This is a genomic window from Nocardia brasiliensis (genome assembly GCF_042691675.1).
Taxonomy (GTDB): domain Bacteria; phylum Actinomycetota; class Actinomycetes; order Mycobacteriales; family Mycobacteriaceae; genus Nocardia; species Nocardia brasiliensis_D.
In genome coordinates, this window is record NZ_CP170507.1 from 4,399,997 (window position 1) to 4,425,153 (window position 25,157).

18 protein-coding genes are annotated in these 25,157 nt (G+C 66.7%); 7 read left to right on the plus strand and 11 right to left on the minus strand.

Features of this window, described 5'->3' with window-relative positions; all coding sequences use genetic code 11:
* Positions 1 to 61 precede the first annotated feature (61 nt).
* Positions 62 to 829: a hypothetical protein gene (locus tag ACFK0J_RS20290; protein ID WP_378729510.1), complete on the plus strand. Its 768-nt coding sequence runs from the start codon at positions 62 to 64 to the stop codon at positions 827 to 829.
* A 114-nt stretch (positions 830 to 943) separates the two neighbouring features.
* Positions 944 to 2,161: a DUF418 domain-containing protein gene (locus ACFK0J_RS20295; protein WP_378729511.1), complete on the plus strand. Its 1,218-nt coding sequence runs from the start codon at positions 944 to 946 to the stop codon at positions 2,159 to 2,161.
* Between the two features lie 495 nt (positions 2,162 to 2,656).
* On the opposite strand, the gene ACFK0J_RS20300 is transcribed toward ACFK0J_RS20295, so the two are convergent.
* On the minus strand, positions 2,657 to 3,496 hold the full coding sequence (locus ACFK0J_RS20300; RefSeq protein ID WP_378729513.1) for an alpha/beta fold hydrolase: 840 nt from the start codon (positions 3,494 to 3,496) through the stop codon (positions 2,657 to 2,659).
* On the minus strand, positions 3,493 to 4,083 hold the full coding sequence (locus ACFK0J_RS20305; protein WP_378729515.1) for a TetR/AcrR family transcriptional regulator: 591 nt from the start codon (positions 4,081 to 4,083) through the stop codon (positions 3,493 to 3,495). The genes ACFK0J_RS20300 and ACFK0J_RS20305 overlap by 4 nt, the downstream gene beginning before the upstream one ends.
* 159 nt (positions 4,084 to 4,242) lie before the next feature.
* On the opposite strand from ACFK0J_RS20305, the gene ACFK0J_RS20310 reads away from it, so the two are divergent.
* A complete protein-coding gene (locus ACFK0J_RS20310) occupies positions 4,243 to 5,064 on the plus strand; it encodes an alpha/beta fold hydrolase (RefSeq protein ID WP_378729517.1) in 822 nt (273 codons plus the stop codon).
* Positions 5,065 to 5,206: 142 nt separating this feature from the next.
* Here ACFK0J_RS20310 and ACFK0J_RS20315 read toward each other — a convergent pair whose 3' ends face one another.
* A complete protein-coding gene (locus ACFK0J_RS20315) occupies positions 5,207 to 6,934 on the minus strand; it encodes a hypothetical protein (RefSeq protein WP_378729519.1) in 1,728 nt (575 codons plus the stop codon).
* 284 nt (positions 6,935 to 7,218) lie between these two features.
* Here ACFK0J_RS20315 and ACFK0J_RS20320 point away from each other — a divergent pair, with 284 nt between their 5' ends.
* From ACFK0J_RS20320 to ACFK0J_RS20335, 4 genes are all read left to right on the plus strand, one after another.
* Complete coding sequence (locus ACFK0J_RS20320) at positions 7,219 to 7,521, plus strand: helix-turn-helix transcriptional regulator (protein ID WP_218468979.1); 303 nt, start codon at positions 7,219 to 7,221, stop codon at positions 7,519 to 7,521.
* Positions 7,511 to 8,005, plus strand: a complete 495-nt coding sequence (locus tag ACFK0J_RS20325; protein ID WP_378729522.1) for a YbaK/EbsC family protein — start codon at positions 7,511 to 7,513, stop codon at positions 8,003 to 8,005. The genes ACFK0J_RS20320 and ACFK0J_RS20325 overlap by 11 nt, the downstream gene beginning before the upstream one ends.
* A 1,283-nt stretch (positions 8,006 to 9,288) precedes the next feature.
* Positions 9,289 to 10,026 (plus strand): SDR family NAD(P)-dependent oxidoreductase, encoded by a 738-nt coding sequence (locus tag ACFK0J_RS20330; protein WP_378729524.1) that lies wholly within the window; start codon positions 9,289 to 9,291, stop codon positions 10,024 to 10,026.
* 702 nt (positions 10,027 to 10,728) lie between these two features.
* Positions 10,729 to 11,493: an SDR family NAD(P)-dependent oxidoreductase gene (locus ACFK0J_RS20335; RefSeq protein WP_378729526.1), complete on the plus strand. Its 765-nt coding sequence runs from the start codon at positions 10,729 to 10,731 to the stop codon at positions 11,491 to 11,493.
* Between the two features lie 1,470 nt (positions 11,494 to 12,963).
* On the opposite strand, the gene nuoN is transcribed toward ACFK0J_RS20335, so the two are convergent.
* The 8 genes from nuoN to nuoF form a co-directional block, all read right to left on the minus strand.
* Complete coding sequence (gene nuoN / locus ACFK0J_RS20340; RefSeq protein WP_378729528.1) at positions 12,964 to 14,589, minus strand: NADH-quinone oxidoreductase subunit NuoN; 1,626 nt, start codon at positions 14,587 to 14,589, stop codon at positions 12,964 to 12,966.
* 83 nt (positions 14,590 to 14,672) lie between these two features.
* The gene (locus ACFK0J_RS20345) at positions 14,673 to 16,298 is read right to left on the minus strand and encodes an NADH-quinone oxidoreductase subunit M (RefSeq protein ID WP_378729530.1); all 1,626 of its coding nucleotides are present in this window, start codon (positions 16,296 to 16,298) and stop codon (positions 14,673 to 14,675) included.
* Between the two features lie 118 nt (positions 16,299 to 16,416).
* Positions 16,417 to 18,306 carry an NADH-quinone oxidoreductase subunit L gene (nuoL, locus tag ACFK0J_RS20350; RefSeq protein WP_378742942.1) on the minus strand — a complete coding sequence of 630 codons (1,890 nt, stop codon included), beginning with the start codon at positions 18,304 to 18,306 and terminating at the stop codon, positions 16,417 to 16,419.
* Between the two features lie 13 nt (positions 18,307 to 18,319).
* Positions 18,320 to 18,619 carry an NADH-quinone oxidoreductase subunit NuoK gene (gene nuoK, locus ACFK0J_RS20355; RefSeq protein WP_107656630.1) on the minus strand — a complete coding sequence of 100 codons (300 nt, stop codon included), beginning with the start codon at positions 18,617 to 18,619 and terminating at the stop codon, positions 18,320 to 18,322.
* A complete protein-coding gene (locus ACFK0J_RS20360; RefSeq protein ID WP_378729532.1) occupies positions 18,616 to 19,425 on the minus strand; it encodes an NADH-quinone oxidoreductase subunit J in 810 nt (269 codons plus the stop codon). The genes nuoK and ACFK0J_RS20360 overlap by 4 nt, the downstream gene beginning before the upstream one ends.
* Positions 19,422 to 21,248: an NADH-quinone oxidoreductase subunit NuoH gene (gene nuoH, locus ACFK0J_RS20365; RefSeq protein ID WP_378729534.1), complete on the minus strand. Its 1,827-nt coding sequence runs from the start codon at positions 21,246 to 21,248 to the stop codon at positions 19,422 to 19,424. Before nuoH ends, ACFK0J_RS20360 begins: the two co-directional genes overlap by 4 nt.
* A 69-nt stretch (positions 21,249 to 21,317) precedes the next feature.
* On the minus strand, positions 21,318 to 23,801 hold the full coding sequence (locus ACFK0J_RS20370; RefSeq protein WP_378729536.1) for an NADH-quinone oxidoreductase subunit G: 2,484 nt from the start codon (positions 23,799 to 23,801) through the stop codon (positions 21,318 to 21,320).
* On the minus strand, positions 23,798 to 25,156 hold the full coding sequence (gene nuoF, locus ACFK0J_RS20375) for an NADH-quinone oxidoreductase subunit NuoF (protein WP_378729538.1): 1,359 nt from the start codon (positions 25,154 to 25,156) through the stop codon (positions 23,798 to 23,800). Before nuoF ends, ACFK0J_RS20370 begins: the two co-directional genes overlap by 4 nt.
* Position 25,157 lies beyond the last annotated feature (1 nt).

Here is a 25,157-nt window from a genome sequence, read left to right on the forward strand (position 1 = left end):
TTGGCAAGGTGATGGTGGCGAGAAAGGAGCTCATCATGAGCGAGCGCAGCGAGGTGGAGTCATGAGCGCAATCCATATTCGTGCCCCTCGACACCACCATCAGCCCGGAATGGCAGGCGGTGCGGGGATGCATGGCATGGTGGTTTTCGGCACCGGCCTCGATTGCTACCTCTCGTACCGTCCGATGTTCCAGGAACCCTACAACTTCCAGGTTCTGCTCGCGGTCGAGTTCGACGAACGGGGTAGCCGCGCATTGGGTGCGGACCGGCGGGTCGGCTACACCGGCATCCACACCCTTGATCCCGAGGACTTCCCGATCGCGGAGCTGGATCCGGCCAGCGAACACCGACGCGGCTCGTTCCGCGGCACCCTGATTCGTGGCCGACATGAGCGCGGCGGTATCGCGATCGCGAACGACGTGGTCGCCACGGTGCGCCGGGTCGTGTACTTCGCCGAACTCGGCGCTGATCGCGAACGCGGTCAGGGACTGCTGACCCATTTGTGTTTCGGACGGCCGGACCGAATGTATCTGGCGCACCGCATCACCCGTCGACCCAGTTTCGACCAGATCGTCGGGGCGCGGCTCATCCCGGGGACGGTGACCGACATGCTCGGCGAACCCCTCCCGGACGACGTCGTGAGCGAACGCTTCGAGCAGGCGCAGCCCATCATCCTCGGGCAGCGCGAGTTCACCGGAACACGCTTGCGTGCGGGGGAACTGGCGGTCGCGGCGTTCCCGCCGACCGCGTCCGCGGGTGGCGCGCAAGGGTTCCTGACCGAGATCGTCGTCGAGCGGCAGATCTATCTGGAGGTTGCCGACCTGGTGTGACCCGAGGTGGTTGTCAATACGCCGCAGGTCGCAGACGCGGGCAGCCTTTGGTGGGGGCGAGTTCAGTCTGTCGATCGACGCTTCTTTCGGGTACGGGCGTCTATTTTCGATGGCATGACCGAATCGGTTCTCCCCGCCACCACTACGGGTCGACGGATCGCCGAGGTCGATATTCTTCGCGGATTCGCGTTGTTCGGCATCCTGATCACCAATGTGGTCGTCGCGACGACGCTGTGGTCGTTCCGCGGGACGAACGACGATCCGCAACGGCGCTTCGACGGTCCCGTCGACCTCGCGGTGAGCGGGATGGTCGACGCGTTGTTCGCCGGCCGGTTCTATCTGCTGTTCGCGTTCCTGTTCGGGTACTCGTTCACCCTGCAGATCGCGGCGGCACAGCGTGCGGGTGCGTCGGCCAACGCCCGGCTGCTGCGGCGCTGTGCGGCGCTGATGGCGATCGGACTCGCGCATGTGTTCCTGCTCTGGTTCGGCGACATCCTCACCCTGTACGCGTTCCTGTGCCTGATCCTGATCCCGCTGAAGAAGTTGACGCCGCGGACCGCCGTGATCACCGGCGCGGTGCTGTACGTGGTGTGGTGCGGATGGGCTTTTCTGCCGAGCGGAAAAGGTCATGCACTCTCGGCGCTCGGCGCACTCTTCGACCTCGAACGCATACATGAGGGATATACCGGCACCTTCGGCGAAACGTTCGCCACCCAGATGTGGCTGGCCCCCGGGTTTCTCTTGCTGATCTGGTTCACCCAGGGTGTCACCAGCCTCGGCATGTTCCTGATCGGCATGGCGGCAGGTAAGCGTGAGCTGTTCAACGACCGAGACACCCTGCGGCGCTGGGCCCCTCGCGTGCTGGTCGGCGGCCTGGCCATCGGCCTGCCGGTCTCGGCGGTGACCTTCGCGGGCGCGCTCAACTGGTTCACCCCGCCCAGCATCTGGTTCGGCATCCAACAACTGATCAACCCGCTCATGACCTTCGCCTACATCGCGGGCATCATCTGCCTGACCCAGTCACCCCGCACCGCCCAGCTGACCAGCCTGTTGGCCCCCGCCGGACGCATGGCCGCCTCCAACTACATCGCCCAATCGATCGTGCTCATGCTGATCTATACCGGCTACGGCTTCGCCTTGGCCGACAAGATCCCACCGGCAGGCGTCTTCGGCCTCGCACTACTCACCTTCACCGCCCAACTAGCTCTGAGCACCTGGTGGTTACGCAACCACCGATACGGCCCGATCGAGTGGTTACTGCGAGCCGCAACCTACCTGTCGATCCCGGAATGGAAGCGCCGCCGAGAACCCGTTCTGCCACAGGCAGATTGACGGAATCGGCCCCCGCCTCGCCCCCTGCGGCACGCTGGCATAAAAACTGGCGGCGCGCGTAGCCCGGCCCAAAGGAGACGACTCGGCCGCACGAGCGGGACATGACAGAGCGTCCTCTCGCACAATCGCGCAGTCATGTCCCGCTCGGTATCTCCGATGCTTAGCGGTGGGCGGGTAGCTCGGTGTGGTGCCGGACGGTGTAAGTGACTGGCGAGTGGTCAGTTGTAGCCGCCCGGCGTACTCGACAGACATTCGGGCCGGTGGTACCGACTGGTGTACGCGGGCAGGCGCGCGGCTCGGTGTTGCTCGCTGGTGTGCGCAATCAGGCGCGTGGGCCGGTGTCGTCGACCGTGTGCGTGACTGGCGAGTGCTCAGATGCCGCCGACGGTGTGCGCGGCTGCGCGGAGGCCGGTGCTGCCGTCCGGTCGGCAGGTCAGGTCGCTGGTCGGATGGTGCCGACCGGTGTACTGGCGGGTGCCCGGTCGATGGGCGCGGCTAGGGCACTCGCGCGGCGAGTAGCAGGTCCAGTAGCTGGGTGGCGAATTCTTCGGGGGCGTCGGTGAATCCGCTGTGGCCGCCGGGGAATTCGGTCAGTGGGAGATCGAGGTGTTCGGCGAGGGTGGCGGCGGGGCGGTAGGGGAGGTGGGGGCGGCTTTCGCGGCCTGCGCCGAGGACGAGGCGGTCCACGACGGCGGCGAGGGCGGGTTCGTCGGGTAGGTATGCGGTGATGGGGCGCAGTTCGTGGGCCATCATCGGCGTGGCGTTGGCGTGCAGCCTGCGGATCATGGCGGCGGTGCGCGGTAGCAGCTCGGCGGGGTCGGGCATGCTCTTCATGGTGCCGCCGATGCCTTCGACGAAGCGGGCGCCCGCCGCCGCCACGCCTTCGGTGCGGAACAGCGCGTACACCTCGTCGACGAACGCCTGCTGCTCGGCGGCATCGGGCAGCACCGCGAAACACGGCGGTTCGTGGGCGACGACCAGGCGCAACCGATCGGGGTGGTGGGCGAGTAGGTCGAGCGCGACGACCGCGCCGCCGCTTCCGCCGAAGACGTACGCGTCTTCCCCTGCGGGAGTGAGGGTTTCGAGCAGCCGGTGGGCGTCGTCGCGTTGCACCTCGACCTGCATATCGACCGGCTCGGCGGAGTCGAGCACGCTGCGTGAGTAGCCGCGCGGGTCGACGGTGACGACGGTGAAATGTTCAGCCAACGGCTCGGCGATCGGGTCGAAGACGGCCGCGTCACCGCCGCTGCCCGGCAGCAGCAACAGCACGGGCCCGCTGCCGCGCACCTCGTAGTAGAGGGTGGCGCCGGGGACCTTCAAGGTGTCGGATTTCATGTCGCGTCCTTCTCGGTGCTGGACGGCCACTGCTCGAGCGTGACGTGCAGGGCGTCGATGATGCGTGCCCAGGAGGCCTCGGTGTCGCGGGAATGGCTGAAACCACCGGCCGCTTCCAGGGCGGAGTAACCGTGAAAAGTGCTGCGCAGCAACCGGACCGCGTCGGTGAGGTCGGGTTCGGTCAGCCCGTAGGCGCGCAGCATGCCGTAGGTGAGTTCGATGCCGCGCACCGCGCCGGGGTCCGCCTCGACCAGTCCGGGCGCGACCGGGGTCTGGGTCGCGGTGTAGCGGCCGGGGTGCTGCAGTGCGTAGTCGCGCCAAGCGTGCGCGAACGCGGCGAGGGCGTCGCGTCCCGCTCGCCCCGCGACGGCGGCCGCGATCAGGTCGGTCTTCTCGGCCGCGGCCAGCATCGTGACCCGTGCCCGCAGTTCTTGCAGGTTCTTGACGTGGGAGTAGAGGCTGGCGTCTTTGACACCGAACTTCTTCGCCAACGCCGACATCGTCACGTTGTCGAAACCGATCTCATCGGCGAGATCGGCCGCGGCGCGCGTGACCCGCTCGGCGGTCAACCCGGCTCGTGCCATCATGTCTCAACCTCCATCAACCTACGGTTATTAGTTTATAACCTAGGAGGCCTAGGTTATGCAAGTGCGCCGATCGCGGCGCGCCAATCCATTGGCGAGCGATGAGTTTCCGGCAACGGCCCCGTCGACAGTCATAAGTCAGCACCGTTCAAAGGAGAACTCATGACCCGAACCTCGTCCGTCGACGCGCACACCCTCGACGTGCCCGGCGCCCATCTGTACTACGAGGTGCGCGGCAGCGGACCACTGGTCGCACTGGTCGGCGCTCCCATGGATGCGGCGGCCTTCGCCCCATTGGCCGAGCTGCTCGCCACCGAATACACCGTGCTCACCACCGACCCGCGCGGACACAAGAACAGCGTGCTCGACGACCCCGACCAAGACTCCACCCCACAACTGCGCGCCGACGACCTGGCCCGGCTCATCACCCACCTCGACGCCGGACCGGCCGTGGTCTTCGGTTCCAGCGGCGGCGCGGTGACCACCCTGGCCCTGGTACAGGCCCGCCCCGATCTCGTCACCACCGCGATCACCCACGAACCCCCACTGCACCGCGTGCTCGCCGACCACGACGAATTGCGCTCCAGGGCAGCAGATCTCGTCGCCACCTACGCCAGCGGCGATGTACTCGGTGCCTGGCGAAAGTTCTTCGCCAATGCCAACATCGAGATGCCGGAACCGGCACTGCACGAGATGTTCGGCGGCGACCGTGATCCGGCACAGGTGGCCAGCGAACGCTACTGGTACCTGCACGAAATCCAGGGAACCAACTGGTGGGAGCCCGATCTCGGGGCACTGCGCGCGACACCCGTGCGATTGGTCGCCGGTATCGGCGCCGAATCGACCGGCCAGTTCTGTGACCACACCACCCGGGCGCTTGCCGCGCAGCTCGGCATCGAACCGACATTGTTCCCGGGCGCGCACGTCGGATTCGTCGATGACCCAGCCGCTTTCGCGACTCGACTGCGCGAAGTGCTTCGTTGAGCCGACCCACTCGCGGTCACGTCCGCTCGGCACCCGAAGTCCTGGACGACGGTGCTGCCCTCACCGCCGTCCAGGACATTCACCGCGCGACCCGAAAGGCCGCTCGGCGTCACCGCTCGCGCACGCGAGCGGTGAGGACCTACTAGGTGAGCCCCCTGATGAATTCGGCCAGGTATTGACCGCTGTAATCGGGCTTGCCGTTGTTCTGTACCGCCGCGGCGCCGATCGTGTCGATGTGGGTGTATCCGGGAAGCGTCTCGACTTGCGCGGTCGCCGGGGTCGGGAGGTAAGCGCCGACGCCGTACTGAACCACGCTGTCACCGGCGTAGGCGACGAAGTTCGGTTTGGTGCGACTCATGTTGCGGTAGCGCAGGTTTGCCATATCGCCGCTGCGCGCACCGGTGAATCCAGCGCCCATGTCGAGCAGGATGCGGAGCGGGAAATAACTCTCCCAATAGGCCGTCGGCGCGCCGGTGCCCAACTGGCGGGCCACTTCTCGGATATCGGAGGTTTCCCGGTTCGGCGCGGTCCATGGCACACCGATGACGTCGTTGTAGTTGCGCCACGTATACAGCGCGGTCCGGTCGGTCGGCGCGACCCGTTGCTGCGGGCCCGCGCTCATCCGCAGCAGGTTGCCGAACACCGGAATCTGGGTGATCGAGCCAGGATTCGGGAAGGTCTTCTCCTGCACCGGCCCACCCGACAACGCGCCGACGCCCTGCTGTAGCAGGGCGAAGTTGCCGGAGTTGTTGTCGATCAGGGTGCCGAGCAATGCGGTATTGGTGAAGCGGAACTCGCGGATCGTGCCTTCGCCGTTGTTGCCGTTGGTCGCCACCGCGCTCCAGCTCTGACCGAACAAGATGGCCAGTGTGGCCTCGATCTCGGGATCACGCGGAAGGTGTGCCAGCAGTTGGCTTTCCGCGTCCGGGTCCAGGTGTGCGGCAAGTCCGGCGAGCCGATAGAGCATCAGGGCCTTGGTGCCGATGATCGGGGCGGGCCCGAAGATGCGCAGCGGCAGCGCTCCGATGTCGAGGCCGGCCTTCAGCACGGTGTTCGTCGGGCCGAAGATCGCGTCGGTGACGTCGCGGAAGAACGGGGTGTTCTGGATCGCGGCCGGGTCCGAGGACACCATCGAGTCCTGGGCGGCGAACGCGGCGCACTGGTTGTAGCCCGCGTCGGCCTGGGTCGCGGGGTTGCCGTCGAAATCCCAGTCCGAGAAGAAGCCGGTCATCATCCCGCCCATGGAGATGCCGGTGCAGATGTATTTGCGTTGCCGCTCGGCCTGGTCGGGCACCTCGTGCAGCATCATCTCGTATTGGTCGCGCACCACCCGCTCGACGCCGATCGAATCCAGGATCGGCAGGTCCGCGGAATGCTTGAAACCGGGGAAGGTTCGTCCATCGATCGGCTTGCCGTTGAAGTAGTAGTCGACCGCGTCCAGGTAGTTCCCGCTCTGCAAAGCGGCGTCGAAACCGGTCTGCTCGTCCAGGCAGGACCCGCGCCGCGCCAACGCCCAGAACTCGACCGACCGGCCCAGTGTCTTCGCCGAGCGCACGGTATTCGCGGCGACCGCATCCGAATTCACCGCGCCGCCGAGCAATCCCTGCTGCTGCACCACCACCGCGTCGGCCTCGCGCGAGTTCACCGGCCCGTCGGCGGGCCGGTAGCGCAGGAAACCGGTGCGATCGCAGGCATCCGGGTGCGCCGGTGCGCCGCTGGGCAGCGGTAGCCGGAAACTGACGTGGGAGACCGTGATCCCGTCGCGCGTCGCCACCGGTTGTTCCTGCCGATCCGTCGCCACCGATGTCGGGACCGCCTCCTCGGCCGCCGCGACCCCCAGTGGGACCAGACCGGCGGCAACCACCGTCATCACCACCGTTGTCGCCCAACCATTTCGGCGCCTAGCGCGCCGCTCCTGTCGTTCCGACCGTCCGAGACGCCGCGCCGCATTTGCCACGATGAGTGACGTTGCCAGGCGGTGGGGTTCGCGTCACTGGGCGATTTGTCAGGAGTTTGCTGATGTGTTCATGCAGTTCGCCAAGGGTGAAAACGCTTTGCCCGCGCGCAACTCGCTCCGGCTCAGACACCGTGTGGTCCAACGGATTACCGTTCTCCTGGGTAGACAGCCATTTAGCTAATTGCCATAATGCCTTCATGTTGGACGTGGATCTGGTCAAGGCGCTGGCCAACGACAAGCGTCTGCTGATCTTGGCGTGGTTACGCGACCCGGAACAGCACTTCCCGGCGCAGCGCGACGGCGATCTGGTGCGCGACGGGGTGTGCTCGCAGAGCATCGCGCAGAAACTCGGCGTGAGTCAGCCGACCTGCGGTGAGCACCTGAAGGTTCTCGCCGCCGCCGGGCTGGTGCGCGGTACGAAGATCAAACAGTGGGTGTTCTACCAACGCGATGAAGACCGCATCGCGCAAGCGAAGGAGCTGCTGAGCAGTGAATGGTGAGCACAACGGGCTCTACGAGCGGCTGATCGGTGATCTGAATGCCGCGGGGGCACGATACCGATTGATCGACCACGCGCCCGAGGGACGGACCGAATTGGTCAGTGCCATGCGCGGACACGACGTCGCGGCAGCTGCCAAGTGTTTGATCGTGATGGTCAAGATCGGCAAGAAGCAGACCCGGCATGTGCTCGCCGTGGTACCCGGTCACGCGCGCCTTGACCTCCAAGCGGTGAAGGCGCTACACGAGGGGACCTACGTCGCGTTCGCCAGCAAAGAAAAGGCTGAACAGCTGGCAGGCAGCGTCAGCGGAACCGTACTGCCATTCAGCTATCACCCGGAATTGGAAGTCATCGCCGACCCCGCGCTGCTAACGGTGCCCGAGCTCTACTTCAATGCCGCGCGACTGGATCGATCCTTGGCTGTAGCCACCGAGGACTACCTTCGAGTGGCCGCCCCACGCATCGCACCCATCACCGCTGAGTGAGCGTCGAGCGTGCTGTAGCAATCGAGGGATACCTTCGGGCGGCCCACGCATCGCGCCGCTGACCGAGCGTCGAGCGTGCTGTAGCGACCGAGGGCTACTTTCGGGTGGCGGCCCACGCATCGCACCGCTGACCGAGCGTCGAGCGTGCTGTAGCGACCGAGGGCTACCTCGGGTGGCGCCCCGTCGCACCTATCACCGCTGAGTGAGCGTCGAGCGTGCTGTAGCGACCGGGCTACCTCGGGTAGTGGCCCACGCATCGCGTCGCAGACTGAGCGTCGAGCGTGCTGTAGCGATCGAGGGCTACCTCGGGTGGCCGCCCCACGCATCGCACCTACCAGCGCTGACTGAGTGTCGAGCGTGCTGTAGGCCACCGAGGGTTACCTTCGGGTGGCGGCCCACGCATCGCACCGCCGACTGAACGTCAAGCGTGTTGTAGCGACCGAGGAATACCAGCGGGCGGCGGCAGCCACGCACAGCGCCCATCACCGCTGATTGAGTGTGGAGCGGGGACTTGGTCGGGTAGGGGCAGGCGATGTGCGCGGCGACGTGCGCCGCCTCGTCCAGCCAGCGGATCCGTCGCGAACGACCTGCTGCGGTCGGCCGATTCGCGTCCTATTTCATCGGCGTCGCGGGCCGCGGCGAGAGTTGCGGGTGCAGCAGGGGTGGGACCGGGGGTTGCGTGTGGGGACTGTGCGACAGATATGCCAGCTCAACCGCGTGGTGGGCTCGATCGTTCCGCCCGCCCCCTCGAAATCACGCCCTCCATGGTTGTGCCACCCGCGGGCCAGCGGTGGACTTGCTGCCCGCCGAAAGACCCCGCCGCCTCGGATGCCGAATGAGGGCTCGGTGGTGTCCCGTTCGAGGACCCGCCGCACGGGTGTGGTCCGTCGAGAGGGACCTGGCTGAGGGATTTGTCGAGTGGGAGCGCGGTGGTGTTCCGTTCGAGGCCCCGCTGCACGGGTGTGGTCCGTCGAGGGGGACCTGGCTGAGGGGCTTGTCGAGTGGGAGCGCGGTGGTGTCCCGCTTAAGGCCCCGCCGCACGGTTTTGGTCTGTCGAGGGGGACGTGGTGGCTGAGGGGCTTGTCGAGGGAGGGCTCGGTGGTGTCCCGTTCGACGTGAGGCGAGGGGCCCCGGCCGGGGCGGGCGCGGTCAGCGGGGGACGGGGAGGACCAGTACCTTCGGCCTGCTGGAGTTGGACCGCACCGTCCTGCGAGGGTTGGGCGCCCGTTCAGTGCGGCGTTGGCAGGGTGGTAATGGCAAGCTTGGCGAATGGTGATCACAGGATGAGTCGGGGCGTGTTGGTAACGGGGGCTTCGCGGGGGATTGGGCGGGCAATTGCGCTGGCGTTCGCGGAGATCGGCGATCGGGTGGCGGTGCACTACTCGTCGAGTCGAGACGATGGTGAAGAGACATTGCGCGGATTGCCTGGCGAGGGTCATGTTCTCGTCGGTGGCGATATCAGGTCGCCGGAGGCTGTCGCGGAGATCGTCGGCGCTGCCGTGGACGGGCTCGGCACGGTGGACGTGTTGGTCAACAATGCGGCGGTGAACATCGCGCATCCGGTGGCCGACACCGACTATGCGGAGTGGCAGCGGGTGTGGCGGGAAACCATGGACGTCAATGTCTTCGGGACGGCCAATATGTCCTACTGCGTCGCCCGGCACATGATCGACAAGGGTATCGCGGGACGGATCGTGAACATCGGCTCGCGCGGCGCGTTCCGCGGCGAGCCCGAGTACACGGGCTACGGCGCCAGTAAAGCCGCTGTGCACGCACTGGGTCAGTCGCTGGCGGTCGAGTTGGCGCCCTACGGGATAGCGGTCGCGTCCGTCGCACCGGGTTTCGTCGCCACCGAGCGGGTGGTGCACCGGGTCACCGACGAGGTCCGCGCCCAGAGCCCCTTCGGGCGTGTCGCAGCTCCGGAGGAAATCGCCTCCGCTGTGCGCTACCTCGCGTCACCTGAGGCGACGTGGACATCCGGCTCTGTGCTGAACGTCAACGGTGCCTCGTATCTGCACTGAGACAACAGGATCGATAATTGCGGGTCCTTCGGCACACGCAACTCTGCCAACGCTTGGGTGGTCACCTGAGAACGATGGAGCGTGAAGGTGACCAGGTCCGTGCTGGGCGTGGTCTCGACGAGGTCCGGCATGTGCGGGTGGCGGCGTGTTTGCCGGTGACGGCCGGTTCGCTGAGTCCGACGCGTTTTGTACGCGCTGCATCCAGGCGGGTGCCCACCAGCAGTGGTCGCCGAGCAGTTTCATCACGGCGAGGACGAGCAGCATCCGCAGGATGGTGGCGTCGATGATCAGCGCGACGTGATCGAATACTGGGGTTCCGCGGTAATGGCTCGTCTTAGGTAGCCGGAGGCGACGCCCACCGAGATCACGTTGTCTAAGCGGCGATCCTGACATCACCGCCTTCTCGCTCGCCCAGTCGGACAGCGCGTATCGGCCGCAAGATCGAACCGTGGCGAGGGGTCAGCATCGGTAGCAGGAGGCGATGTCCGCTGGGATCACGTTGTCTAAGCGGCGATCCTGACATCACCGCCTCCTTTCGCCCACCCAGTCGGACAGCGCGTATCGCCGCAAGGTCGAACCGTGGCGACGGGTCAGCATCGGTAGCGGGAGGCGATGTCCGCTGGGATCACGTTGTCTAAGCGGCGATCCTGACATCACCGCCTCCTTTCGCCCACCCAATCGGTGGGTGGGTATACGCCTGGCATGATCGAATACATGGTGGTTCCGCAGCGGCAGGTGGCGTTGGTGACGGGGAGTTCACGCGGGTTGGGTAGCGCGGTCGCGCACCGGCTCGCCGCCGATGGGATGGCTGTCGCCGTCAACGGTTTGCGGGACGAGAAGGTGCAGGCGGTGGCGCGCGGTATCCGTGACAAAGGCGGTGTCGCCGAAGCTTTTTCGGCCGACGTCACGGACGAGCATCAGGTACGCGAGCTCGTCGCGGCGATCACCGAACGCCTCGGTCCGGTCGATGTGTTGGTGTTCAATGCGACCGGCCCCCAACCGGAAGCGCCGCTGACCGTTGTCGCATGGTCGGACCATCTGGCGCAACTCGACTTCTTCGTCAAGAGCCCAATCCTGCTCGGCCGCCAAATAATCCCCGGCATGCAGGAACGCCGCTACGGCCGCATCGTGCACATCGACTCCGAGGTCGCCGACCGGCCACCACCGGGCCGCTCCGCCTACGCCACCGCCAAACACGCCCAGATCGGCCTCACCCGCAGCTGGGCCAGCGAACTCGCCCCGTTCGGCATCACCGTGAACGCGGTCGCACCTGGCTTCGTCCCCGTCGAGCGCCACACCGACGTCCCCGACACCACCCGAGACGCCTACCTCGCCACGGTCCCGATCGGCCGCTTGGGAATCCCCGACGACATAGCCAATGCCGTGAGCTTCTTCGCCTCACCCCAAGCGTCCTTCGTCACCGGCCAACGCCTCGTCATAGACGGCGGCCGCAGCCTCACCGCCTGACCCACCCTGCGAAATTGACCCCTTCGTGTTCGCCCCTTGCGGTTTCAAACTCTCGGGGTGTGCTGTCCCGTCATGGTGTGCTGTTCTGTGGAATGCCCGGATTAGTGCGGGGCGCGTGAGGTGGGGTTCCCGGCTTTCTCTTCCGCGCCTTGGGAGCATCGGGTCAGGTTCCGGCGTGGTCGACTGGCTGTGGTGCTGTTTTCGAGCGGGTTTTTCCGGTGGTGCCGATGGTTGGAGGGTGGGTTTCATGATCAACGGGACCTGGTGGCGGCGAACTCCGAGAAGGTCCACCGCCGTGTCCCGTTGATCATGAAGGATGCCGTGGGAGGTGGCAGGTTCATGATCAACGGGACGTGGTGGTGGCAAAGTGCGAGTGCGCCCGCCGTGATGTCCCGTCGATCATGAAGTGGGCGTGCTGTCGGTGCGGTTGCACTGGTTCTCGGGGTTGCGCACCCCTCTACGGCGTCCAGCGGAGGGTGCGGATCTGGAGAAAGTGTTCGGATCGATCCGGTGATCGAGTGGTGCAGCGACCATGATCAACGGCACATGGTGCGGCAAAGCTTCCGAGAAGGCCCACCGTCATGTCCCTTCGATCATGAACGTCGCCGTCGACGGTGGGGCAACCATGATCAACGGGACGTGGTGGTGGCAAAGTGCGAGAGGGTCCACCGTGGTGTCCCGTTGATCTTGAACGTCGCCGTCGACGGTGGGACCACCATGATCAACGGGACATGGTGGTGCCAAAGTGCGAGAAGATCCACCGTGGTGTCCCGTTGATCATGCCCTCGGCGACATCTGACTGCCTGTTTTGATCTCACAGGGCATCCATACGGTTCACAGGGGCTGTAACTGCTGTGGACCGGGTGCAGGCTTTTGTGGGCACCCGTGAAACTTTGTGTGATCCATGGAGAGAGCCCAGCAGCGGTGCTGAGCGTCTGCCGAACCGTCACCCGAGTGCCCTGGCCTGTTCGGGAATTCCCGGGACGGGACCACCGCCAGATGACCACGCTGGAACCTCCGCTTCGCGTATCTCACTGTTGAAGAAAGCCGGGTACGGCACACGAGGTGCCCAGCACTGCCGGGTAACAGCGTTGGTAGGCAAACCTTCTCGGGGAAAGACCTGGGTAGGCGCCCTTCCCAAGCAGCCCGGGCCGGTGGGATGCCGCAGTGCGACGTCGGAATGGGTGCACCTTCCCGGGAAGGGGTGTGGGCCATGATCAACGGGACTTGGTGGCGGCCAAGTGCGAGAAGGCCCACCGTGATGTCCCGTTTGATCTTGAATGTCGCGGCCTGGGGTGGGGCAACCATGATCAACGGGACTTGGTGGCGGCAAAGGGCGAGAAGGTCCACCTTCATGTCCCGTTGATCATGAGTGGGTATGGAGCGGGTGACGCGCACACCCAGTGGACGGGTGAGCCGCACACCCGACGGGGTGTGCGGCTCAGGCCGTGTGGCTGGTGGAGCGGGACCTCAGCGGACGAAGGTTGATGCGCGATCTGCCAAGTTGAGCAGGAGCTGGGGGAGAATGCCGAGGAGGATGGTGGCTCCGGCGCCGAAGGTGACTACGGCGGTGGTGAGGAATGGGGTGACGATTATGGGGGTGTCGGTGGGTGGGTCGGTGAAGAACATGAGGACGATTACGCGGATGTAGAAGAAGGCGGCGATGGCGCTGCAGATGACGCCGACGATTACCAATGGGGTGGCGTCGCCTGCGGCGGCGGCTTCGAAAACGGCGAACTTGCTGACGAATCCGCTGGTGAGGGGGAGGCCGGCGAAGGAGAGCAGGAAAAGGGCGAAGACGCTGGCCAGCCAGGGGGAGCGGCGACCGAGACCGGCCCACTGGGAGAGTGTGGTGGCTTCGTCGCCTGCGGCATCGCGAACGAGGCTGACCACGGCGAAGGCGCCTATGGTGCCGACGCCGTAGGCGACGAGGTAGAACAGCACCGCCGAGACGCCCTTGTCGTTCGCGGCGACCAAACCGGTCAGGATGAAACCGGCATGGGCGACAGAGGAATACGCGAGCATCCGCTTGACGTCGGTCTGCGTGATGGCCATGACCGCGCCGACCGCCATGGTGGCGATGGCGATGGCGGCCAGCACCGGACGCCAGTCGTCGCGCAGCCCGGGCACCGCGATGTGCAGCACGCGCAACAGTGCACCGACTGCGGCGATCTTGGTCGCGGCCGCCATGAACGCCGTAACCGGTGTCGGCGCACCCTGATACACATCGGGCACCCACGACTGGAACGGCACCGTCCCGATCTTGAACAACAGCCCGACCGCGAGCAGCGCGATGCCGAGCAGCGCGAGCATCGCGTTGTCCGGGTGCAGCGCGATGGCATCGGCGATCCCGGCCAGCTCCACGGTCCCCGCCTGCCCGTACAGCAGCGCGACGCCGTAGAGGAAGAACGCCGACGAAAACGCGCCGAGCAAGAAGTACTTCAGCGCAGCTTCCTGGGACAGCAACCGCTTGCGCCGCGCGAGCCCGCACAGCAGATACAGCGGCAACGACAGCACCTCGAGCGCGACGAACATGGTGAGCAGATCGTTGGACGCCGGGAACAACAGCAACCCGCCGACCGCGAGCAGCGTCAACGGGAACACCTCGGTCGTCGCGATCCCCGCACGAAGCGCGACCCGCTCCATCGAGCTACCCGGCACCGAAGAAGCCTGCGGCGTAAACGCATCCACTCCACGCCCGAGCGTCGCCGCCGCCACACTCCAGGTGCCGGGCCCGCTGCGCGCCGCGACCCGAGGCTCGGCGCCCCGCTCGGCCATGAACAGCACCCCGAGGATCGACACCATCAAAATGGTGCCCTGCAAGAACAGCGTCACCCCATCGATAGCGACCGCGCCGACCACCGCGGTCGCCTCGGTTCCCGCCAACCGCACCACCGCGACCAACGCGGCGATCAGCCCGACGAGGCTCAGCAGCACCTGCGTGCCGAACCGGAACCGCCGCCCCATGAACGCCTCGACCAGCACACTGATCACCGCGACGCCGAAGACGATGAGCATCGGCGAAAGCAGCCCGTATTCGATGCTCGGCGCCGGAATGGCTGCGGCGAGCGTTGTTCCGTAGTCCAAGGAAGTCACTTAGGCCGTCCTCGAGAAGGAGATCACGGCGGCGAGCAGGCCCGCCGCGATGAGGGCGATGGCGACGCGAACACTGGTGCGACTCATTTGTGGACACCTCCGGGATGATCGGCCTTACCCGCCTCGGGCAGCGGCGGCACCGTGGGCACGGGGTCGTGCTTGCCGATGGTCGTCAATGTCTGGCTCACCGCGGGATTGATGAAATCCAGGATCGGTTTCGGATAGACGCCGAGGAAGATCAGCGCCGCGATCAACGGCACCACCACCGCGAGTTCACGCGGCACCAGGTCGTAGATGCGTTCGCTGCCCTCTTTGACCGGCCCGGTCATCATCCGCTGGTACAGCCACAGCACATACAGCGCCGCCAGCACCAGCGCACCGGTCGCGACGACCGCGGCGAACTGGTAGCGGCTGAAGGTGCCGACCAGCACCAGGAATTCACTGATGAACGGCGCGAGCCCGGGCAGCGACAGGGTGGCCAGGCCCGCGATGAAGAAGGTGCCCGCCAGTACCGGCGCCACCTTCTGCACGCCACCGAAATCGGCGATCACCCGAGTGCCGCGCCGCGACACCAGGAATCCCGCGATCAGGAACAGGGCCGCGGTGGAAATGCCGTGGTTCACCATGTACAGCGTCGCGCCGGTCTGCCCCTGACTGGTCATCGCGAAGATGCCCAGGATGATGAACCCGAAGTGGGAGATCGAGGTGTAGGCGATCAACCGCATCACGTCGGTCTGCCCGATGGCCAGCAGCGCACCGTAGACGATGCCGATCACGGCGAGCGTGATCACCAGCGGCGCATAGGTATTCGACGCCTCGGGAAACAGCATCAGGCAGTAGCGCAGCATGCCGAAGGTGCCAACCTTGTCGACCACCGCCATCATCAGCACCGCGCTGGACGGGGTCGCGGCGACGGCGGCGTCGGGCAGCCAGGTGTGCAGCGGCCACAGCGGCGCTTTCACCGCGAACGCGAACATGAATCCGAGGAACAGCGCGTTGAGCACCGCCGGTGCCGCGCCGAGCTGGCCGGAGTTGGCGGCGGCGACCACCGTGCGGAAGTCGAAGGTGCCCGCCGAATCGTCGCCGAGTCCTTCCCGTGCGGTGATCACGTACAGCCCGATCACCGCAGCCAGCATGATCAGCCCGCCGAACAGGTTGTACAGCAGGAACTTCACCGCCGCCCGCGACCGCTGCTGCCGCAGCTGCACATCCGCCGACCGGGGTCCGAAGCCACCGATGAGGAAGTACATCGGAATCAACATGGCTTCGAAGAACACGTAGAACAGCAGGATGTCGAGCGAGATGAAGGAGACCAGCACCATCGCCTCGACGAGCAGGGTGAGCGCCACATAGGTGTGCGACACCCGCCGTCCGCTGCCGACCTCGCGTTCGTCGTGCCAGCCGGCCAGGATCAGCAACGGCACCAGCGCGGTGGTGAGCAGCACCAGCACCAGTGCGATCCCGTCCAGCCCGACGGTGTACCCGGCGCCGAACGCCGGAATCCACTCGTGGTCCTCGACGAACTGGTACTGCGCCCCACCGGGTTCGAAGCGCACCGCCAACACCACGGCGAACGCCAGCACCGCCACCGACACCACCAACGCCACACAGCGCGCGAGCAGCCGTTGACTTGCGGGCAGCACCAGTACGACGACCGCACCGAGCACAGGTGCCAACCACAAAGTGGTCAACCAGGGAAAGTCCGTCACCACAACCTCACCGCCAGCAGGGCGGCAGCCACCAGGGCCGCGCCGGTGAACATGGACACACGGGACACAAGCACCGCCAGTATTGGACGCCACCACGCAGGCGACCGGGGATCCGCACTCACCACAACCTCACCGCCAGCAGGGCGGCAGCCACCAGGGCCGCGCCGGTGAACATGGACAGGGCATAGGACCGCACGAAACCGGTTTGCACCGGCCGGATCCGGGCGGACAGCCCGCCGATCAGCGCGGCCGTCCCGTTGACGATCCCGTCGATACCGCGGTTGTCGAGGAACACCAGCGCGCGGGTCAGGTAGCTGCCCGGCCGCATGAACGCCGCCTCGTTGATCGCGTCACCGTAGAGGTCCTTGCGGGCCGCGATGGTCAACGCGGATACGGCTTCCGGTGCGGTCTCCGGGATCTTCCGCTGTGCGTACTGGTAGTAGGCGAACCCGACCCCGGCGGCGACCACCGCCAGCGCGAGCGCCGTGACGACGGCCGCCGGGACCGCTTCCTCGCCGTGATGCGCGCCGACCACGGGTTCCAGCCAGTTCTGCAACGAGGAGCCGAAGGCGAACAACGCACCGGCCGCGACCGATCCGATGGCCAGCAGGATCATCGGTCCGGTCATCACCGCCGGGGCCTCGTGCGGATGGGTGTCCGGCTTCCAGCGCCGCTCACCGAAGAAGGTCAGGAACATCACTCGCGTCATGTAGAACGCGGTGAGCCCCGCACCGAGCAGCGTCACCGTGCCGAGCACCAAACCGCTTACGCCGCCTTGGTTGAACGCCACTTCGATGATCTTGTCCTTGGAGAAGAACCCGGCGAACGGCGGCACCCCGATGATCGCGAGATAGCCGAGCCCGAAGGTGATGTAGGTGATCGGCAGCAACGTGCGCAATCCGCCGTAGCGGCGCATGTCGGTCTCGTCGTCCATCGCGTGCATCACCGAACCGGCCCCGAGGAACAACCCGGCCTTGAAGAACCCGTGGGTGAGCAGATGCATGATGGCGAAGGCGTACCCGGCCGGGCCGAGACCGGCGGCGAGCACCATGTAACCGATCTGGCTCATGGTCGACGCCGCGAGGGCTTTCTTGATGTCGTCCTTCGCGCAACCGACGATCGCACCGAACAGCAGTGTCACCGCACCGACGAGAACAACCCCGAGCCGCGCGTCCGGTGCCAGGTCGAAGATCGGGCCGGACCGCGCGATCAGGTACACACCCGCGGTGACCATGGTGGCCGCGTGGATGAGCGCCGACACCGGGGTCGGGCCTTCCATCGCGTCCCCGAGCCAGGACTGCAGCGGCACCTGCGCGGACTTACCACACGCGGCGAGCAGCAACAGCAACCCGATCGCGGTCAGCGTGCCCTCCCCGGCCTGCGGCGCACCCGCGAACACGTCGGTGAAGTTGATCGACCCGAACGTCGAGAACATGACGAACATGGCGATCGCCAGTCCCATGTCACCGACCCGGTTGACCACGAACGCCTTCTTGGCCGCCGTCGCCGCCGTCGGCTTGTGGTACCAGAACCCGATCAGCAGATAGGACGCCAGGCCGACGCCTTCCCAGCCGAGGTAGAGCACCAGATAGTTGTTCGCCAGCACCAGCAGCAGCATCGCCGCGAGGAACAGGTTGAGGTAGCCGAAGAACCGCCGTCGCCCGGGGTCGTGGCTCATGTAGCCGATGGAGTAGATGTGGATCAGCGAGCCGACACCGGTGATCAGCAGCGCGAAACATACCGAGAGCTGGTCCAATTGGAGGCTGAAGTCGACTTGCAGCCCGGCGGCGGGCACCCAGCTGAACAGGTCGGTGTGGATGCCGCGTTGCGCGGTGTCGCGGCCGAGCATGTCGACGAACGCGATCGCGGCGACCACGAACGCGGCCAGCGCCATCAGCGTGCCGAGCAGGTGACCCCATTTGTCGCTGAAGCGGCCGGTGAGCAGCAGGACGATCGCACCTGCCAGGGGCAGGGCCGGCAGCAGCCAGAGCGTTGCCATATCTTGCATAGTCCCAGCCATGTCAGAACTTCAACAGGTTGGCGTCGTCGACCGAGGTCGAGCGACGGGCGCGGAAGATGGTCATGATGATGGCAAGGCCGACAACGACTTCGGCCGCGGCGACCACCATGGTGAAGAACGCGAATACCTGACCGTCCAGGTTGGCGTGCAGCCTGGCGAAGGTGACGAACGCGAGGTTCACCGCGTTGAGCATCAACTCGATGCACATGAAGACCACGATGGCGTTGCGCCGCAGCAGCACGCCGGCCGCGCCGATCGTGAACAGCAGGGCGGACAGGAACAGGTAGTTCTGGGGATTCACCGGTTGCCTTCCTCGTCGCTCTGGTTCTCGGCCCCGACCGAGATGACGGCCGCTTGGGTCAGCGCCCGGGTGCGGCGGTGCCGCAGGATGGTGCTGACCGACAGTTCCTCGAAGGAGCCGTCGGGCAACCTGGCCGGAATGTCGACCGCGTTGTGCCTGGCATACACGCCGGGGGTAGGCAGCGGAGTCGCCCGGTGGCCCGCTTCACGGAACCGGCGCACCGACATTTCCCGCTGACCGATCCGTGGGCCGAACTGCTCGCGGTGCGCGAGCACCATGGCGCCGATGGTGGCAGTGATCAGCAGCGCGCCGGTGAGCTCGAAGGCCCACACGTAGCGGACGAAGATCAGCTCGGCGAGTTCGCCGATCACGTTGCGTCCGGCGAATCCGGTGGCGGGGAAGGTGATTCCGGAGTCGCCGATGCCGCGGGCGATGCCGCTGATCAGCAGCAGCCCGAAGCCGAGACCCACCGCCGCCGCGGCGAGCTGCTGTCCGCGCAGGTTTTCCCGCAGCGATTCGGCCGAGTCGACACCGACCAGCATGAGCACGAACAGGAACAGCATCATGACCGCGCCGGTGTAGACGACGATCTGCACCACTCCGAGGAACAGCGCGTCCTGTGCCATGTAGAACACGGCGAGCACGATCATGGTGGCCGCCAGGCAGATCGCGGAATGCACCGCTTTGCGGGCGAAGACCATGCCGAGCGCGCCGAGGGTGGCCAGTGGAGCCAGCACCCAGAAGTTCACCGCTTCGCCGGTGGAGGTCCGGGTGAGTGGTTCTGCGGCAAGGAGGAATTCGTTCATTGCGCCGCTCCTTCCACGCCTGCGGCGGCGGGTTGCTTCGCCTCGTCCGGCACGGTGGCGCCGTTGGGTTCCGCGATGCTGCCGAGCACGTTGCCGAGGTAGTAGTCGCTCTCGTCGGTGCCCGGCTGCATCGCGTGCGGTGGCGGGGTCATGCCGGGTGCCAGCGGGGCGAGCAGCCGGTCCTTCTCGTAGATGAGGTCGGCCCGGTTGTCATCGGCCATCTCGTAGTCGTTGGTCATGGTCAGCGCGCGGGTGGGGCACGCCTCGATGCACAATCCGCAGCCGATGCAGCGCAGATAGTTGATCTGGTAGACCTGCCCGTATCGCTCACCCGGCGAAAAGCGTTCGGTCTCGGTGTTGTCCGCGCCTTCGACGTAGATGGCGTCGGCGGGGCAGGCCCAGGCGCACAGCTCGCAGCCGATGCATTTCTCCAGCCCGTCGGGGTGCCGGTTGAGCTGATGGCGCCCGTGGTAGCGCGGCGCGGTCGGCACCTTCTGTTCCGGATAGAACTCGGTGTTGGGCTTCTTGAACATCGTCGCCGCGGTGACCAGGAATCCGGCCAGCGGATCGAACAAGCCCGACTTGGCGACCTCGCGGGGGTGTTCGGGCAGCGGGGGTGTCGGGAACCCGAGGAACACCGCCGAATCCGACGCCGGTGCCGTGGGGATCGGTTCGGCGGGCGGTGGTGCGCCGCCCCGGCGTCCGGCGCGCAGGAACATGCCCACCATCAGTCCGGAGACCAGCAGGCCGCCGATGACCAGCGCCGGTGTCTGGATCTCGTAGCCCTCGGCCTGCAGCACGCGCGCCGTGGCGACCAGCATCACCCACAGCAGCGCGGTCGGGATCAGCAGCTTCCAGCCGAGGTTCATGAACTGGTCGTAGCGCAGCCGGGGCAGTGTGCCGCGCAACCAGATGAACACGAACAGGAACATCCACACCTTGGCGGTGAACCACAGCACCGGCCACCAGCCGGTGTTGGCGCCCTCCCACATGTTCAACGGCCACGGTGCCCGCCAGCCGCCGAGGAACAGCGTGGTGGCGAGCGCGGAAACCGTTGCCATGTTGATGTATTCGGCCATCATGAACATGGCGAACTTCAGCGAGGAGTACTCGGTGTGGAAGCCGCCGACCAGCTCGCCCTCGGCTTCGGGCAGGTCGAACGGCGCCCGGTTGGTCTCACCGACCATCGAGATGCAGTAGATGAGGAACGAGGGCAGCAGCAGGAAGACGTACCAGGTGCCCTGCTGTGCCTCCACGATGCCGGAGGTCGCCATGGTGCCGCCGAGCAGGAACACGGTGGCGAAGCACAGCGCCATGGCGATCTCGTAGGAGATCACCTGCGCGGTCGAGCGCAGCCCGCCCAGCAGCGGATAGGTGGAGCCGGACGACCATCCGGCCAGCACGATCCCGTACACGCCGATGGAGGTGATGGCCAGGATGTAGAGCACCGCCACCGGCATATCGGTGAGTTGCAGCGCGGTCTGGTGACCGAAGACGGAGACCTCGGGGCCGAATGGGATCACCGCGAACGCCATCACCGCCGGGATCAGCGAAATGACCGGCGCCAGAATGAAGATCGGCTTGTCCACGATGGCCGGGATGATGTCTTCCTTGAGCGCCATCTTCACGCCGTCGGCGATGCTCTGCAGCATGCCGTAGGGGCCGATCCGGTTCGGGCCGATGCGCATCTGCATGCGCGCCACGATTTTTCGTTCCGCGACCACCGCGATCATCGGGGTGAGCAGCAGGAAGACGAAGATGGCGAGAGATTTTCCGAGCACGAGCCACAAGGGGTCGTGGCCGAAGAGGGACAGATCACTCATGCCTGCGCCTCGCTTCGCTCGGCTCCGGCATGAGCGAAGCACGCTGCGCCGATGATTCGTTCGCTTCGCTCACTCATGCCGGTGCTCCTTCATCCTCTCGTCGGCGCGCCGCAGCTGCACGATGCCGCCGGGCTGGGTGGCCAACTGTTCGGCGATCGAGCTGCCGGGCGAGTGCTGGGGCAGCCAGACCACCCGGTCGGGCAGGTCGGTGATCACCAGCGGCAGCGTGATGGTGCCGTGGTCGCTGGCGACGGTCACCAGATCGTCGGTGGCGGCGCCGATTTCGGCGGCGGTGCCGGCGGACAGGCGGGCCACGGGTGTGCGGGCGATGCCGGGCAGGTTGGGTTCGCCGTCCTGCAGGCGGCCGAGGTCGAGCAGCATCCGCCAGCTCGCCAGCACCGCGGTGCCCGGTCCCGGCTGGGTCAGCGGGTGCGGCCGGTGCGCGGGCGGCGCGACGGGTGCGCCGTCCCATGCGCCGAGTTCGGCGAGTTCGGCGCGGGCCGCGGCGGTGTCGGGCAGGCCGAGGCGCACCTTCATCTCATCGGCGATGGCTTGCAGCACCCGCTGATCGGACAGTGGGGCGGACTGGCGGCGCACCATGTCGTCGCCGAGCGCGGCCTCGAATGGGCGTGGCCTGCCCTCCCAGGTGCGGAAGGTGCCGGACTTCTCCATCGCCGTGGCGACCGGGAACACGACGTCGGCGCGGTCGGTGACCGTGCTGTGCCGCTGTTCCAGGCTGACGACGAACCGCGCGGCGTCGATGGCGGCCAGTGCGCCGTTCGGGTCCGGCAGGTCGGCGACGTCGACGCCACCGATCACCAGCGCACCGAGACCGGACGCGGCTTCCAGGATGGCGGCGGTGTCGCGGCCGGCCGTCACCGGCAGGTCCGGCACGTTCCAGACCGCCCGAACCTGTTGGCGGGCAAGGGGATCCGCTACCGGGCGACCACCGGGGAGCAGGCCGGGCAGCGCACCGGCCTCGACGGCGCCCCGCTCACCGGCGCGTCGCGGCACCCAGGCCAGCGCGGCACCGGTCTCGTCGGCGAGCCGCACGGCGGCCGACAGCGCGCCGGGGATACCTGCCATCCGCTCACCGACCATGATCACCGCGCCCGGTTCGCGCAGCAGTCGACCGACATCGGCGATCTGGGTGGGATCAGCGCCCGGTGTCGCGGAATCGCCGGTGCGCACCGCGTCGAGCAGGTGCGGTTCGGCACCCGGCACGGCCTGCATCAGCGTGCCGGACATGCGGTCCAGTCCGCGCGAGGAGTACGGCGCCAGCGAGTAGATCGGTATGCGACGCTTGCGGGCGGCCTTGCGCAGTCGCAGATAGACGATCGGCGACTCCTCCTCCGGCTCGAATCCGACGAGCAGGACGATCGGCGCGGCTTCCAAGTTGTCGTAGCTGACCGTCATGCCCTGGCCCGCGACGCGCGCGGCGAGGAAGTCGGCCTCCTCGGCCGAGTGCGCCCTGGCGCGGAAGTCGACATCATTGGTGCCCAGGGCGATTCGGGCGAACTTGGCGTAGGCGTAGGCGTCCTCTTCGGTGACCCGGCCACCGACCAGCACACCGGCGCTGCCGAACGCGGCGGCCAATCCTTCCGCGGCCGCGGCGAGGGCCTCGGACCAGGAGGCGGGTGCCAGGTTGCCGTCCCAGCCGCGGACCAGTGGCGTGCTGAGGCGGTCGCGTTCGGTCGCGTAGGCGAAGGCCCAGCGGCCCTTGTCGCAGTTCCATTCCTCGTTGACCTGCGGGTCGTCCCCGGCCAGTCGGCGCAGCACCTTGCCGCGGCGGTGATCGGTGCGCTGCGCACAGCCGGATGCGCAGTGCTCGCACACATTCGGGCTCGACACCAGATCGAACGGGCGGGCGCGGAACCGATAGCTGGTGCCGGTCAGCGCGCCGACCGGGCAGATCTGCACGGTGTTGCCGGAGAAGTAGGAGTCCAGCGGTTCGGCCTGTGCGGTGCCGACCTGTTGCAGCGCACCACGTTCCAGCAGTTCGATGAACGGGTCACCGGCGACCTGCTGCGAGAAGCGGGTGCAGCGCGCGCACAGCACGCAGCGTTCCCGGTCCAGCAGCACCGCGGTGGACAGCGGAATCGGCTTGGGAAAGGTACGTTTCTCGCCCTCGAACCGGGATTCGGCGCGCCCGGTGGACATCGCCTGGTTCTGCAGCGGGCACTCCCCGCCCTTGTCGCACACCGGGCAGTCGAGCGGGTGATTGATGAGCAGCAGCTCCATCACGCCCTCTTGTGCCTTGTCGGCTACCGGCGAGGTGAGCTGGGTGCGCACCACCATGCCGTCGGTGACGGTCATCGTGCACGACGCAACGGGCTTGCGCTGGCCCTCGACCTCGACGATGCACTGGCGGCAGGCACCGACCGGGTCGAGCAGCGGGTGGTCGCAGAACCGGGGGATCTGGATGCCGATGAGCTCGGCCGCCCGGATCACCAGGGTGCCCGCGGGCACGCTGACGGTGGTGTCGTCGATGGTGACGCTCACCAGGTCGGCGGGCACGACCCCGCTGGTGTTGGTGTTCACGGTGGCTGTCATCGCACTCCTTCCGTGTCTTGTGGGACACCCGCGGCCCACGCGGTGGACCACGCCGGGTCGAACGGACACCCGCCGTGTTCGAAGTGGGCGATGTACTCGTTGCGGAAGTACTTCAGCGAGGAGAAGATCGGGCTGGCCGCGCCGTCGCCGAGTGCGCAGAACGACTTGCCGTTGATGGTGTCGCTGATGTCGAGCAGCTTGTCCAGGTCGGCCTCGGTGCCCCGGCCCTTCTCGATGCGTTCGAGCAGTTGGACGAGCCAGTAGGTGCCCTCCCGGCACGGGGTGCACTTGCCGCAGGATTCGTGGGCGTAGAACTCCGTCCAGCGCAGCACGGCGCGCACCACGCAGGTGGTGTCGTCGAAGATCTGCAATGCCTTGGTGCCCAACATGGATCCGGCCGCCGCGACACCCTCGTAGTCGAGGGGCACGTCGAGGTGTTCGTCGGTGAACAACGGTGTGGACGAACCGCCGGGAGTCCAGAACTTCACCTTGTGCCCGTCGCGCACGCCACCGGCGTAGCCGAGAAGTTCGCGCAGGGTGACACCGAGCGGCGCTTCGTACTGTCCGGGCCGATTCACGTGCCCGGACAGCGAGTAGAGGGTGAAACCGGGGGACTTCTCGGTGCCCATCGAGCGGAACCACATGGTGCCGTTGAGGATGATCGGCGGCACGCTGGCAATGGATTCCACGTTGTTCACCACGGTCGGGCAGGCGTAGAGCCCGGCGACGGCGGGGAACGGCGGCCGCAGCCGGGGCTGGCCGCGCCGGCCTTCCAGCGAATCGAGCAGCGCGGTTTCCTCACCGCAGATGTAGGCGCCCGCTCCGGCGTGCACGATGAGTTCGAGATCGTAACCGGAGCCGAGGATATTGCGACCTAGGAACCCGGCCTCGTAGGCCTGCGCGACCGCGGCTTGCAGTCGGCGCAGCACCGGCACCACTTCACCGCGTACGTAGATGAACGCGTGCGCGGCGCGGATGGCGTAGGAGCCGATGATGATGCCCTCGATCAGCGCGTGCGGGCTGGACAGCATCAGCGGAATGTCTTTACAGGTACCGGGTTCGGACTCGTCGGCGTTCACCACCATGTAGTGCGGCTTGGTGACGCCATCGGTACCCGCGCGCTGAGACGTCGAGTCGCTCCGCTCCTGCGGGATGAAGCTCCACTTCATGCCCGTCGGGAAGCCCGCGCCGCCGCGGCCGCGCAGTCCTGCGTCCTTGACCGTCTGGATGACCTGGTCCGGCTCCATCGCCAGCGCCTTGCGCAGGGCCTGGTAGCCGTCGTGGCGGCGGTAGGTGTCCATCGTCCACGACTGCGGGTCGTCCCAGTACCGGGTGAGTACGGGGGTCAGCGTCATC

Coding starts and splice junctions, on each gene's coding strand:
- ACFK0J_RS20305 (WP_378729515.1), bottom strand. CDS start 4,083: ATGATGGCACGAGCCGGGTTGACCGCCGAGCGGGTCACGCGCGCCGCG.
- ACFK0J_RS20360 (WP_378729532.1), bottom strand. CDS start 19,425: ATGAACGAATTCCTCCTTGCCGCAGAACCACTCACCCGGACCTCCACC.
- ACFK0J_RS20315 (WP_378729519.1), bottom strand. CDS start 6,934: ATGACGGTGGTTGCCGCCGGTCTGGTCCCACTGGGGGTCGCGGCGGCC.
- ACFK0J_RS20330 (WP_378729524.1), top strand. CDS start 9,289: ATGAGTCGGGGCGTGTTGGTAACGGGGGCTTCGCGGGGGATTGGGCGG.
- ACFK0J_RS20320 (WP_218468979.1), top strand. CDS start 7,219: ATGTTGGACGTGGATCTGGTCAAGGCGCTGGCCAACGACAAGCGTCTG.
- nuoF (WP_378729538.1), bottom strand. CDS start 25,156: ATGACGCTGACCCCCGTACTCACCCGGTACTGGGACGACCCGCAGTCG.
- ACFK0J_RS20335 (WP_378729526.1), top strand. CDS start 10,729: ATGATCGAATACATGGTGGTTCCGCAGCGGCAGGTGGCGTTGGTGACG.
- ACFK0J_RS20370 (WP_378729536.1), bottom strand. CDS start 23,801: ATGACAGCCACCGTGAACACCAACACCAGCGGGGTCGTGCCCGCCGAC.
- ACFK0J_RS20290 (WP_378729510.1), top strand. CDS start 62: ATGAGCGCAATCCATATTCGTGCCCCTCGACACCACCATCAGCCCGGA.
- nuoL (WP_378742942.1), bottom strand. CDS start 18,306: ATGCAAGATATGGCAACGCTCTGGCTGCTGCCGGCCCTGCCCCTGGCA.
- nuoH (WP_378729534.1), bottom strand. CDS start 21,248: ATGAGTGATCTGTCCCTCTTCGGCCACGACCCCTTGTGGCTCGTGCTC.
- ACFK0J_RS20300 (WP_378729513.1), bottom strand. CDS start 3,496: ATGAAATCCGACACCTTGAAGGTCCCCGGCGCCACCCTCTACTACGAG.
- ACFK0J_RS20295 (WP_378729511.1), top strand. CDS start 944: ATGACCGAATCGGTTCTCCCCGCCACCACTACGGGTCGACGGATCGCC.
- ACFK0J_RS20310 (WP_378729517.1), top strand. CDS start 4,243: ATGACCCGAACCTCGTCCGTCGACGCGCACACCCTCGACGTGCCCGGC.